The sequence below is a fragment of the Nicoliella sp. ESL1106 genome (assembly GCF_058509965.1).
Map to the genome: position 1 here is coordinate 34206 of NZ_CP196341.1, position 11817 is coordinate 46022.

Below are 11817 nucleotides of genomic sequence, written 5' to 3' on the forward strand. Positions count from 1 at the left end.
ATTCATCATATTGAATCAACTCCTTTACTATGAAATATATATTATGTATCGATTAGAAAAAGTTAGAATTTGATTAAATTTCTTTTCGATGTTTATAATTAAAACATAATCTTTTTAATTCGTCAAGCAAAATTTTAGATTTCATAAATAAATCAGTGTATAATTATTTAGTTTACTAATAATAAAGGAGTGTTCATCTTGAATATTTTAGTTGGTGCACCTAATGAAAACTTTGATATCGAACAAATGAAACAAAAAATGGTTAAACATCCTGGTTTGATGAAAGAAAACCTCTTTTTTGCTGACCAACAATTATCTGAAATGGATTTAAATTCAATTGACGTCATCATTGGTTACGATCATAAATTGGTTCCAACAATTATTAATAATCCAAAAAGTCAATTAAAATGGATACAAGCCCTTTCAGTCGGGGTAGATTATTTCCCACTTGCAAAAATGAGGGAACGGGGGATTAGATTAGCTACGGTCAAGGGAATTCATTCTGAACCGATTGCTGAAACGATCATGGGGATGATTTTTAATCAATATCGGAACTTAGAGCGGATCACCAAAATGAACCGATGGGAAAAGCCGACGCATCCATTCAAGATCCTAGAAGATCGCAGTGTGGTAATTTATGGGACTGGTGCAATTGGGATGCGGTTAGCAGAAATTTTACATGTGTTTAACGTTAAAACTATTGGAATCAATCGCAATGGACATCAAGCTAAGTTCTTTGATGAAACATTCACCATGACGGACTTTAATGCGGACGTAGTGAATGCGGATATTATTATTAATTCACTACCCTTGATTCCAGCCACCGATAAATTCTTTGACCAAGCCTTTTTCAACCGTTTAACTAATCATCCCATATTCATCAATGTGGGACGCGGTGGCAGCGTCGTTACAAATGATTTGATCGATGCATTGAATCAACAAATTGTAAGTGCAGCATCCTTAGACGTAGTGGATCAAGAGCCATTAACAGATAACAGCCCGCTTTGGCAAATGGAAAATGTATTTATTTCTCCGCACATTGCTAGTTTGTTCGATCAGTATGGCGAACAATCGTTAGAAATTTTCTCAGAAAATCTTCGCGAGTATGAATATGACGGTGCATTATTGGTCAATGAGGTTAATTTGAACAAATAAAATAAAAGGGTCCCATTTTTAACTGGAAAATGGGACCCTTTTGGGACTATAATTGAATAATATTACATAAAAAGGTAGTGAAAAAATGCATTTTAGTATTAGTCAACTCCTACTACTTTTTCCGTTCGGCTTTCTTGCGGGAATCGTAAGTAGTACGGTCGGCATGGCTTCACTAGTGTCTTATCCAGCGTTATTATACGTTGCTGGATTACCACCAGTCTATGCGAATGTCACCAATAGTTCATCAGTTATTTTTAACGGGATCGGTTCTGGATTGTCATCAATGCCGGAATTGAAGGGACACGTAAAGCAGTTAATTACCACCTCCATCTTTATTTTTGGTGGTAGTATCATGGGAACGTTCCTATTACTTCATTTTTCAAGTGCTTCTTTTACCAAGTTAGTACCATTCTTCATCTTATTTGCTGCACTTACGATGATATGGCCAAAGAAAAAGGGAGCAGAGCTTCAGAAACGTGAAGTTGGTAAATTAGGACAGATCCTATACTCAGTTGCCATCTTTTTAACGGGAGCCTATGTTGGTTACTTTGGGGCCGCTTCTGGAATTATCGTTAATGCAATCTTATCAAAAATCACTAATGAGAAATACGCTGTTTACAACGCGATTAGAAACGTTTCATCATTCTTCGGTAATTTGGTTGCCATGATTATTTATGCATTTCAATCCCATGTTTACTGGATTTTAGTGTTACCACTGGGATCTGGATCGTTAATCGGCAGTTACATTGGCCCTAAGATCGTACGGATCATCCCTGAAAAGGTAATCAAATGGATCGTGGCCATCTTAGCATTCGGCCTTGCAATCCAATTGTTTATTCAAGCATATTAAAATAAAAAGCGTCTTACCTGATGGTAGGGCGCTTTTGTGTGTCGTAATCAAAAATTGTAAATTATAATTGATGGATTTTCATTCGCGTATCGATTTCATTATCATTGATCGTTGCTAGTTGGTTATATAATTCAACGAAAAATGATGCTGGTTGGTTAGGGTATTTTTCCCCCGCAATTTCACCAGCGATACTAAAGGTAGCAGTTGCTCGAACTAACGATTTAAGATCATTTTCAACTGCAATTGCGGTAGCTAAGATCCCATCTAGCATGTCACCAGAACCAACGTTTGTTTGAAAATATGGATGGCCGTTATCGACTGAGTAGGTTGTATTGCCATCTGTAACGATATCTCTTTCTCCAGATAAGACGACCCAACAATCGTATTTTTGAGCCACTTTTTGGGCAATTGACGCAACATCTGCATCTCCATTTCCAGCATCGATTCCATTTGCAGTCCAGTTAACGTTTGCAAGATAGGCGATTTCACCAGCATTACCACGGATCACATTGAACTTGACTTCCTTAGCAGCACGGAAAAAATTATCCTGGCGTAGTTCAGTTGCACCAATGGCAACTGGATCGATCACGACGGGAATCCCACGTTTATTTGCGACCTTCCCACTTGCGATTACATTTTTCAACGTATCTTCATTAGTGGATCCCATGTTGAAAACAGCTGCTGATGCAATGTTAGTTAGGGCAGCTGCCTCGCGTTCATCCGTGAACATGATGGGTGAGCCTCCGTAAAAATTGATTGCATCCGCTACGTGTTGGGGGGTCACCATGTTGGCAACGTTTAAAATCACTGGATTGAGCTTATGAATTGATTCAATCGTTAACATTATGCTTCTCCTTTCAATACCTGAATCGTATGGGCAACTTCTTTACTTTGCATAATATCAGAAATAACGGCAACACCACTAACAGAATGCTTTAGAACTGATGCTACATTATTTTCATGGATTCCACCAATGGCAACAATGGGCTTCAATGTCGCTTGGTTCATCTGAAATAGGCCATCTAAACCAATCGGTTCCTTAGCATTATCCTTACTGTGAGTTGAAAAGACTGGGCCGACACCTAAGTAATCAACGCCCGTTAAGTCACCGCTAGCAACTAATTCATCAATATTATGAACTGATAGACCAACAATCATCCCATTTGCTTCAGCTACGACGTCTTGAATTGGTGTGTCACTTTGGCCAACGTGAATTCCATCAGCATTAATTTGGCGCGCTAACTCAAAATCATCATCCACAATTAATGGAATCGAGTACTTGCTAGTAATCTGACGAACTTGTTTTCCTAATGCTAAGCGATCATCACCGCTCAAGGATCCATGGTCTTTTTCACGGTATTGGAACATAGTAATTCCATTTTGACAAGCCAGCGTTAATTGCTCAATAAATTTATCCTTATCTCCATCAATGTTTTGGGTACCACCAATAAAGTAGACCTTCAACATATCCGTATTAAATTTTAACATCTGTTCCTTCAGCTCCCCAATGATTTAGTGGTCCGTGTCCTTGCCCAACATGAATTTCATGTTGCAAGATCTCATTCATGTAGGCTTTAGCACACTTAATTGCTTTTTCAACATGACAACCCTTGGCAAGTTCTGCCACCATTACTGATGAAAGGGTATCACCAGTACCGTGCTTGCGCTTAGAGTCAACATGTTTACCAGTCATCCAAAAATCGGTGCCATCGGCCAATAGTACATAATCAGCGTTCTCGGGACCATCGCTATGGCCACCCTTAATAACGACATTCCTAGCGCCCAATCTTTGAATTTCTCGAGCAGCATCTTTAATTGCCTCTTTACCTTCGATCTTATGTTTAACGATCGTTTCAGCTTCAGGCATATTAGGTGTAATAATGTCAGCTAACGGGATGAGATCTGAAATCACAGTATCGATCGCATCATCGCTCAGTAGTTTCGCACCACCTTTAGCAACCATAACTGGGTCCACCACTAAGCTGCCGAACGAGTATTTCTTAATATTTTTAGCAACGCATGCAACGTGTTCAGAATCAAATAGCGCCCCTGTCTTAGCCGCCTTAATCACAAAATCATCAGCGATTGAAGCAAACTGAGCATCCACCATTTCGAGGGGAAGGGGATATACCTTTTGAACATCCAATGTATTTTGAGCGGTTACTCCGACCACCACGCTAGTGCTAAACACATGACATTCCTGCATGGTTTTAATATCAGCCATCATCCCAGCACCGCCACCAGAATCAGTTCCAGCAATCGTTAAAGTTTCAGGAAATTCTTTCATTACTTATATTCCTCCTTAGCAGCTTCTAGAGATTCCTTAAATTGCCAGTCTTGTTGATAAAACGCCTGTTCCCAGAACTGCCATTCTAGTTCACAACTCTTTAAGAAGTATTGACTTGCTTCTGCTAGTTCTTCATTAGAAGCATGTTCAGCAAATCGATCAACAAATTCAAACACAGTATCACTCATGGTCTTATCATTTTCCTTACTAGCATAGAACATAATCCAATCATAATAGGGATTATCCTTAGTAGCATACCCTTCACTAACCAAGTGATCAGCGATTTCTGAATAGGTCCAAGGACATGGTTGAAAAGCGGCTAAAATATTCAGTAACGAACCCGTTTCTCCTGCCCGATGCATATGTGATTCATATAAATATGCCTTAGGCGATGGGGTAGCGTGTTGTTGACTTTCATATGTGACCCCCGCAATGTCACAGAAAATATGATGGGGATGAATTTCACTATTTAAGATAAAACTAATTTGACCATTAAAGAAATTCATTAATTCACGGTCATTACATTTAGCAATCGCATTACCATAAATTTTAATGAATTCACTAAGGTATTGATAATCTTGTTGAACATAGAATTTCAATGCCTTGGCAGGGACCTCACCATTAGCAATCCCCTTGATGAAGGGATGTTCGAAAATTCCCTTTAGAATTGGTTGTGCTTGTTGTTTCAATTGATCTGAAAACATGTTGAATCCTCCTAATTAATAACCATCCTGGGAAATAAAAAAAGCTTCCTGAGCAATTCAGAAAGCGCCTATTAATCGTTTTTATTTCGACTTCAGCCACGTTCCTACGCTAGTATTATCTAGAATCAGGTTCAATGGGTATTATCTCAGCCATACGGCACCCCAGTGGACAGTTAGATTATTTAATTACAAAACTAATATACCATATCTACTATTTAGTGTCTATTCACAAACACATAATGGAGTTAAGATTGACATTCTTTAATGGTTAGATTAGAATTCAATTAAAATAATATTAAGTAGGTGATCATTTGACTTATAAAATTGCATTAGCCCAAGCATATTCCGATATTGACCAAAATGTTAATCAAGTTAAATTTAATGACTTTGTTAATCAAGCTGCGGAACACGGCGCTGAATTAGTTGTCTTTCCAGAAATGTTCATGAGCACCATATCACCAACGGCTGGATTGGATGAAATTAATCAACATTCTGAAGCCCTGGATGGCCCATTTGTAACCAATGCAAGACAAACAGCGATGACAAAGCATGTCTGGATCATATTCGGGATGCGTGAAACTAATGATGATAATAATGATAAACGGGTCTATAACACGATCGTTGTCATCAATGATAAGGGTAACATTGTTAGCACCTATCATAAAACGCATCTCTACGATGCATTTGGGACTAAGGAGTCTGATCAGATTAAGCCTGGTAATAAATTATTTGAACCGATTGATACGCCATTCGGTAAAATTGGCTTATTTGTTTGTTATGAGCTTCGGTTCCCAGAAGTAGCGCGTTATGAAGCAATTCATGGCGCTGATATTATTATCATTCCAACAGCTTGGGTTAGCGGGCCACTAAAAGAATATCACTGGAGTTCCTTATTGAAAGCTCGTGCAATTGAAAACACGACCTTCATTGTGGGATGCGATAAACCCGATAGTGACAACCGAGTTGGGTTGAGTCAAGTAGTCGATCCAATGGGAATCGTCGCTGCCCAAGCAGGAACTAACGAAACCATCTTGTATGCTGATATTGATTTAGATGTGATTAAGAAGGTGCGCCAAAAATTACCATCTGCTGCACAACGGATGCCAGAACTATATTATTAGAATAAATTATCCAATAATAAAAACGGTAGCTCCATTTCACTATGGAACTACCGTTTTTTTATTATTGATTGTTATTTGAGAATGCACCAATAACTCCTAATACCACTAAGATGATTGCTCCCCAGAAAAACACTTTCAACATCCAGATGATAGCTGCAAATAATAGGATCCACCAAAGCCAACTACTGAAAAACTTCCATACTAACCAGAGCATCAAAATCGTTATTAATAATACGATAATCACTTCACACCATCCCTTTAAATTAGTCAATTCATTTTAGCACATGAGCAATTTAAATCAACAATCATGTAATAACTTAATTTTAAATTGTGAATCAATTCACTAAGTGTAGAATAAGTAATCTACTATTATTTTGAATGGTTTTCTATATCACTATTATATAGTAACCGTGATATACAAGCCAATTTGGATGATTTATTGTCTGTTACTGAGACGCGCTCAGTGATTGACTTCGCCTTTATAGCTATATAATCATACGAAGTTGTTCAATTAAACTGAATAATAATTTACAAATAAAATAAGCATCTGATCAATTTGCTTTTGATCAGGTGCTTATTTTATTTTTTCAGCTGATTAAGAATATTTAACACATCAGCTTTATTTACTAGCCGATGTGATTTGTAATTATAAAACATCGGTTGATTCGTTTCGATTTGGTCTAAATCATCTTGATTGCTAGTTGATTGAGCAACATCACATGCATCCGCAATTCCGTTAATATCAGGATAACCAAGTTCATCCATGAGGCTACCCAATACTACATCAGGTGATTCGTGCTTTAGTGCTTCAACATACTTTTGCTTATCCACATAGTTCACCTTCCTTAATTAATATTAGCCTAATTTTAACACAGTTGATTCAAAGGGCTTTAAAATAATCACTAAGATAAATTAATTAAATTAGTATTAGATTTTAATTAGATGTTTAATATGGTATGATATTAAAATATATAAAATAAGGAGTTAATATATGATTAAAAACGCAAACGCAATTAAAGAGGGGATTTTAAACGTCCTAAACGGTGTCAGCATCGCAGTAGTGGTTACCCTAATGCCTGCAGCGCTGTTAAATGAAATTCTTAATTACGCTCAACGCTTTTTTCCGAGTTTATCAATTATCAATTCATTAGTTTCATTTGCAATGGTCCTGCTACCAGCTATTTCTGGATTATGTGTCGCAATGTATTTTAAAATGAAGACACTAGAAAGTGCATCGTTAGCATTAGTTGGAGCGATGGGAGCTGGTAACTGGATGATTAGTCCAGCAGGGGGCTTCTCTGTAAAGGGAACTGGTGATGTAATCAACATTATGATCACCATTGCAATTGGGGTGATTATAATTAAGTTAATTAGTCCATGGCTCGGAAGTTATAACGTCTTATTATTACCAACTTTATTAATTATTATTGCTGGTGGTATTGGTCTATTGACCCTCAAACCAGTGCGAATGATTACAAAATTAATTGGTGATCTAGCATTATCTGCAACTGAACTGCAGCCAATTATAATGGGAACTGTAATTGGAATTATCTTTGCAATCCTAATCTTAAGTCCCATTTCTTCAGTAGGAGTTGCTACCGCAATATCACTAAATGGTATTGCGTCAGGATCTGCAAATATTGGAATCACTGCTGCCGCAATTGCATTAGCGATTTATGGTAGTAAAGTTAATTCATTTGGTACCAGTATTGCACACTTTATCGGAACTCCTAAGATTCAAATGGCTAATGTTTTAAAAAAGCCCAAAGTATTATTGCCATTGGCCATTAATGCTGGAATCGCTGGTGGAATTAGTGCATTTTTTGAAATTAAGGGAACGCCCTTAAGTGCTGGATTTGGTTCAGCTGGATTGGTAGGCCCAATTAACGCCCTTAAAGGCGGTGCTGAAATTATGATCATTATTATTACATTCTTGATCGTACCAATTGTTATTGGTTACCTGAGTAAGTATATCTTTATGACAAAAATCCATTACATGTCTGCTGATGATTTTTATTTAAATTATAAATAATGAAAAAAATTCCAACTGAATTAGTTGGAATTTTTTTGTTAAAAGCAAGTTAGGGAATTGAGAATTAATGATATTTGCATTTACTTTACATAACATTTATTATCTGAAGTTATATCTAAAAGGGACTTGTCAATATCATATTCATAATGATTATCTGATTAATGGTTAAATCTATAATTCACATTTCTCCATTTTAAAAATAAGTATGTTAATGATATCATTTCTAGTATAATCGTCTTATAATTAACATAATTTATAAACAAGAAGGTGCTAATAAATGCATATTAATTTTCCTAAACTATCTAAGGATAATCCAACAATTGGCAAAAATAGTAAAATTAAAGATACCAATTTCGGTCAATGGATCGAAATTGGTGAAAGTAACTTAATTGATAACTGTACATTTGGTGACTATGATTACACTGGTCAATATTGTTTTATGCAAAACACGGATCTAGGTAAGTTTAATAGTATTGCCGCAATGGTAAGAATCGGCCCTACTAATCATCCTTATGATCGTGCCGCTCAGCACATCTTTTCTTATAACGGTGGTGCCTATGGCTTTGAGCCTAAGGATCAAGAATACCTAACTAAGCGTAAGGCAATCCGAACTAAGATTGGTAATGATGTTTGGATCGGGCACGGTGTATTGATTCAAAGCGGATTAACCGTTGGTGATGGTGCTGTAATCGGTTCTGGTGCAGTCGTGACCCATGATGTTGAACCATACACAATTGTTGGTGGGGTTCCTGGTAAGAAAATTAAGGATCGATTCCCTGATGAAATCAAGACTGACTTAGCAAAAATCGCCTGGTGGGATTGGTCGCGAGAAAAATTAGAAAAATACTACTTGGACTTTAGATTACCGATTGATGAATTTGTTGCTAAACATATTAATGATTAATAGGATTTAGTGAACTTGTTACTATCGTTCCCTTTAACATATTAAAAAGCAGAGCCCCTGGCCCTGCTTTTTATATTAATATAACAATTCCAAAGATAACAACTGCCACCGTCATCGCAATTGCCATTAACCGATGATCTCGTCGGCTGTCTGGATCATGGTTAATGAAAATCAGCAACCACGTTAAAATGGCTAATGAAAGTAAGATTAGGAATGCTTGGGTTTGACTATTCATACTAATCAACGATCCGCTTGCCTAAAATATTTAGGCTCCGTTGCTTACCATCCATTACAGCAACGTTAGGCATGTGGCCCCAGTCTTTATAACCATTTTTGTGAAATAAATGGAGGCTTGGATCATTATGAGCAAAGATAAATGCGACGATATTTTTCACACCCAGGCGGGCAGCGATTTTTTCAGCGTGGTTCACAGCCGCGTTTCCGATGCCCTTGTGTTGAAATTGATTATCAATGTAAATGCTGATTTCGACTGTTTCCTCATAGGCAGGCCGACCGTAGAAACTGCTTAGGCTGAGCCAGCCAGCTCTGTCATCGTCGTAATTAATTATTAATAACGGACGGTGTTTGGAATCATGCTGTCTGAACCAATCAACACGATCAGCCACTGAAATTGGTTCGAGATCTGCGGTTGCCATTCTGCCTGGAATTGATTCATTATATACATCCACAATGTATGGCAAATCTGATTTAGTAGCGGCGTTAAATTCAATATCGATATTTTCATCATCTAAGTTCATGTTATAAATCCTCCCATTGGCTTAATATCTTATATTATAGTTAAAAACCGCCAATAATGCACCCTTTTTGATTAATTATTAGATTTAATTTTGATATCTCCATCAACTGAATCAATCCGATAAGGTTTATTAGCAAATGTATCTTTCAAACCCTTATCAATTGAGATGTCACCATCGCTTGCGTGAGCACTAATTTTAGCATTGTCTGTACGATCAACCACCCCATCAATATCGCCATCCTCTGTTTTAATGCTTAGGGAGCTTTGAACGTCCTGGTGGTCGAATGTAACATCACCATCAGCGCTGCTAACCTTTAAGTCGTTCCACTTATTTTGACCCAAAGTAACATCACCATCAGTGCTGCCGACTTCACTAATCCCGTTTTTAGTAGTGTTATTGTTCAACTTGATATCCCCATCCGTTGAACTAACCTTTAGGGTGTTGAACTGGTTGGAAGTCAGCTTAATGTCACCATCAGTAGTTTCAATGCTACTGTTGCCACTAAAATGACTGTTCTTAACGTTAATATCGCCATCTGCAGAATCAATGTTAATTCCCTCGGCGCTAACTTTATTCAAGGTGACATCACTAATGTCAGTCAATGATAACTTATTTGTGATCTTAATATTATCCATCACTAGATCAGAATTTGCATTTGCCTGCTGGTAACTGCTTAATGCCTTATCCTTAGGGATGGTAATCGTAATTTTGGCGTTATACTGGGGCGTGGTCCAACCCATAATGTTAAAACCGCCCTTTTCCTTATTACTACCGCTAATTACTAACTCGCCGTTTTGGACCGCATAGTTAGTGTGATACCCGTTGGCATCCGCGCCACTGACTTGATAGCTATCCCCCTGCTTGATAGTGACGTGTGCCTTTTCAGTAACCCGAATGCGATCAAAGGCGGCTAATTTCTTGGTAGATGCTTTACCGTATGATTTTTCACTGACTGAAAAGAATTCATTATGTAAATTGTGCCAGTTGAACCCAACTCGTGAAAGCCCAAATACTGAAATCACGATGCCAAAAAGTAGCAATATTAATCCTGTAATCGTAAATTTTTTCATCATTAACCCCTCTTCTGCTTTTCTGCATCGTTTCTTTTAATCGTCTTATGAGCAAGCCAAGTGCTGAAACTTTTGATTCCCCCGACCAACGCTTTGTAAGACATTAATGCAAACGGAATTAAAATTAGTGAGATTCCTAAAACAATTAATCCCCCACCAATCAACAAGATGCTAACTGTAAAGAAGGTCAACAGATGGGTAAGTGCCCAGAAAAGTACCGCAAAGAACGTAACGATTCCAGCAAAGATGATTACAGCTAGCCCAAATAGTAAGACGAATGCTGCTAATAATAGGCCCAGGATTGTAAGCGATGCCCCCAGTGCTAATGGCACCCAGACTGGCGAGCCCACGATCGCAATTATTATTAACCAAATCGATGGTGTTGAACTACCCTTTGTTTCCCTCCTGGTTGCCATCCGACTATCAGAATCGGTATTGACATAGTCATCTGCTAAGATTTTATTTGCCAACGCTTTGGGACTGCCTAGTTCCTTAACGCAATCTTCGTAATTATCGAAGCCCCCATCTGCTAAATAGTTTTGGTAGTAATCAATACTATCGACCAAATCAGACTCATCTAACCGACCCAAGAGTTTTCTTAACTCTTCAATATATCTATTCAATTTCATCACTTCCTATTAATTCATTAATTCCCGTTTTAAAATCAATCCATTCAGATCGAATCATTTTTAAATGTTCAATCCCTAAATCGGTGATTTTATAATAGCGACGATTCCGTCCCTTATAAGGCTGATCATAAGTTGTTACCAATCCATCTTTATTTAAACGCCTCATTACTGGATACATCGTCGAGTTGGAAACCGTTATTGACTTTTGAACCCGTTTCGTAAGCTCATAGCCATATAAATCCTCCTTGTTAAGGAGGCCCAACACACAACCATCGAGCAAATCAGTACTAATTTTAATCGCCATGTT

General features: G+C 37.6%; 16 protein-coding genes and 1 riboswitch. Of the genes, 5 read left to right on the plus strand and 11 right to left on the minus strand.

All coding sequences use genetic code 11. From position 1 onward, the window contains the following. Positions 1 to 198 precede the first annotated feature (198 nt). On the plus strand, positions 199 to 1155 hold the full coding sequence (locus ACSVI6_RS06930) for an NAD(P)-dependent oxidoreductase (RefSeq protein WP_491720967.1): 957 nt from the start codon (positions 199 to 201) through the stop codon (positions 1153 to 1155). Positions 1156 to 1240: 85 nt separating this feature from the next. After that, on the plus strand, positions 1241 to 2005 hold the full coding sequence (locus ACSVI6_RS06935) for a sulfite exporter TauE/SafE family protein (RefSeq protein ID WP_491720968.1): 765 nt from the start codon (positions 1241 to 1243) through the stop codon (positions 2003 to 2005). A gap of 61 nt (positions 2006 to 2066) precedes the next feature. Here ACSVI6_RS06935 and thiM read toward each other — a convergent pair whose 3' ends face one another. Genes thiM through tenA form a run of 4 tightly spaced genes read right to left on the minus strand, consistent with a single transcriptional unit; the run spans position 2067 to position 4996 of the window. Beyond that, complete coding sequence (thiM, locus tag ACSVI6_RS06940; protein WP_491717414.1) at positions 2067 to 2849, minus strand: hydroxyethylthiazole kinase; 783 nt, start codon at positions 2847 to 2849, stop codon at positions 2067 to 2069. Beyond that, the gene (gene thiE, locus ACSVI6_RS06945; RefSeq protein WP_491720969.1) at positions 2849 to 3493 is read right to left on the minus strand and encodes a thiamine phosphate synthase; all 645 of its coding nucleotides are present in this window, start codon (positions 3491 to 3493) and stop codon (positions 2849 to 2851) included. The genes thiM and thiE overlap by 1 nt, the downstream gene beginning before the upstream one ends. Next, a complete protein-coding gene (gene thiD, locus ACSVI6_RS06950; protein WP_491720970.1) occupies positions 3480 to 4292 on the minus strand; it encodes a bifunctional hydroxymethylpyrimidine kinase/phosphomethylpyrimidine kinase in 813 nt (270 codons plus the stop codon). Before thiD ends, thiE begins: the two co-directional genes overlap by 14 nt. Further along, positions 4292 to 4996 (minus strand): thiaminase II, encoded by a 705-nt coding sequence (tenA, locus tag ACSVI6_RS06955; RefSeq protein ID WP_491720971.1) that lies wholly within the window; start codon positions 4994 to 4996, stop codon positions 4292 to 4294. The genes thiD and tenA overlap by 1 nt, the downstream gene beginning before the upstream one ends. 83 nt (positions 4997 to 5079) lie before the next feature. Continuing rightward, positions 5080 to 5171: riboswitch (TPP riboswitch) on the minus strand. A gap of 136 nt (positions 5172 to 5307) precedes the next feature. On the opposite strand from tenA, the gene ACSVI6_RS06960 reads away from it, so the two are divergent. Further along, entirely contained in the window at positions 5308 to 6117 is an 810-nt protein-coding gene (locus tag ACSVI6_RS06960; RefSeq protein WP_491720972.1) for a carbon-nitrogen hydrolase family protein, read from the plus strand. A 61-nt stretch (positions 6118 to 6178) separates the two neighbouring features. Here the strand turns inward: ACSVI6_RS06960 and ACSVI6_RS06965 are convergent, their stop codons facing one another. Further along, positions 6179 to 6361 (minus strand): hypothetical protein, encoded by a 183-nt coding sequence (locus tag ACSVI6_RS06965; RefSeq protein WP_491717419.1) that lies wholly within the window; start codon positions 6359 to 6361, stop codon positions 6179 to 6181. Between the two features lie 335 nt (positions 6362 to 6696). After that, entirely contained in the window at positions 6697 to 6948 is a 252-nt protein-coding gene (locus ACSVI6_RS06970) for a hypothetical protein (protein ID WP_491717420.1), read from the minus strand. Positions 6949 to 7108: 160 nt separating this feature from the next. Between ACSVI6_RS06970 and ACSVI6_RS06975 the strand changes: the two genes are divergently transcribed. Together ACSVI6_RS06975 and ACSVI6_RS06980 are read left to right on the plus strand one after the other, a co-directional pair. Then, positions 7109 to 8149 (plus strand): PTS sugar transporter subunit IIC, encoded by a 1041-nt coding sequence (locus ACSVI6_RS06975; RefSeq protein ID WP_491720973.1) that lies wholly within the window; start codon positions 7109 to 7111, stop codon positions 8147 to 8149. Between the two features lie 277 nt (positions 8150 to 8426). Then, complete coding sequence (locus tag ACSVI6_RS06980; protein WP_491720974.1) at positions 8427 to 9053, plus strand: LbetaH domain-containing protein; 627 nt, start codon at positions 8427 to 8429, stop codon at positions 9051 to 9053. A gap of 70 nt (positions 9054 to 9123) precedes the next feature. On the opposite strand, the gene ACSVI6_RS06985 is transcribed toward ACSVI6_RS06980, so the two are convergent. The 5 genes from ACSVI6_RS06985 to ACSVI6_RS07005 form a co-directional block, all read right to left on the minus strand. After that, positions 9124 to 9288, minus strand: coding sequence for a hypothetical protein (locus ACSVI6_RS06985; protein WP_491719405.1), 165 nt, complete (start codon positions 9286 to 9288; stop codon positions 9124 to 9126). 1 nt (position 9289) lies between these two features. Next, a complete protein-coding gene (locus ACSVI6_RS06990) occupies positions 9290 to 9811 on the minus strand; it encodes a GNAT family N-acetyltransferase (RefSeq protein ID WP_491720975.1) in 522 nt (173 codons plus the stop codon). 71 nt (positions 9812 to 9882) lie between these two features. Further along, complete coding sequence (locus ACSVI6_RS06995; protein WP_491720976.1) at positions 9883 to 10881, minus strand: DUF4097 family beta strand repeat-containing protein; 999 nt, start codon at positions 10879 to 10881, stop codon at positions 9883 to 9885. Between the two features lie 2 nt (positions 10882 to 10883). Continuing rightward, on the minus strand, positions 10884 to 11504 hold the full coding sequence (locus tag ACSVI6_RS07000) for a DUF1700 domain-containing protein (protein WP_491720977.1): 621 nt from the start codon (positions 11502 to 11504) through the stop codon (positions 10884 to 10886). Continuing rightward, the gene (locus ACSVI6_RS07005) at positions 11497 to 11814 is read right to left on the minus strand and encodes a PadR family transcriptional regulator (RefSeq protein ID WP_491720978.1); all 318 of its coding nucleotides are present in this window, start codon (positions 11812 to 11814) and stop codon (positions 11497 to 11499) included. The genes ACSVI6_RS07000 and ACSVI6_RS07005 overlap by 8 nt, the downstream gene beginning before the upstream one ends. Between the last annotated feature and the right edge of the window lie 3 nt (positions 11815 to 11817).

Bases quoted from the DNA above. Each gene is read 5' to 3' on its own strand.
- ACSVI6_RS06985 (WP_491719405.1), bottom strand. From the start codon at position 9,288: ATGAATAGTCAAACCCAAGCATTCCTAATCTTACTTTCATTAGCCATT.
- thiM (WP_491717414.1), bottom strand. From the start codon at position 2,849: ATGTTAACGATTGAATCAATTCATAAGCTCAATCCAGTGATTTTAAAC.
- ACSVI6_RS06995 (WP_491720976.1), bottom strand. From the start codon at position 10,881: ATGAAAAAATTTACGATTACAGGATTAATATTGCTACTTTTTGGCATC.
- ACSVI6_RS06990 (WP_491720975.1), bottom strand. From the start codon at position 9,811: ATGAACTTAGATGATGAAAATATCGATATTGAATTTAACGCCGCTACT.
- ACSVI6_RS06975 (WP_491720973.1), top strand. From the start codon at position 7,109: ATGATTAAAAACGCAAACGCAATTAAAGAGGGGATTTTAAACGTCCTA.
- ACSVI6_RS06935 (WP_491720968.1), top strand. From the start codon at position 1,241: ATGCATTTTAGTATTAGTCAACTCCTACTACTTTTTCCGTTCGGCTTT.
- thiE (WP_491720969.1), bottom strand. From the start codon at position 3,493: ATGTTAAAATTTAATACGGATATGTTGAAGGTCTACTTTATTGGTGGT.
- ACSVI6_RS06980 (WP_491720974.1), top strand. From the start codon at position 8,427: ATGCATATTAATTTTCCTAAACTATCTAAGGATAATCCAACAATTGGC.
- ACSVI6_RS07005 (WP_491720978.1), bottom strand. From the start codon at position 11,814: ATGGCGATTAAAATTAGTACTGATTTGCTCGATGGTTGTGTGTTGGGC.
- tenA (WP_491720971.1), bottom strand. From the start codon at position 4,996: ATGTTTTCAGATCAATTGAAACAACAAGCACAACCAATTCTAAAGGGA.
- thiD (WP_491720970.1), bottom strand. From the start codon at position 4,292: ATGAAAGAATTTCCTGAAACTTTAACGATTGCTGGAACTGATTCTGGT.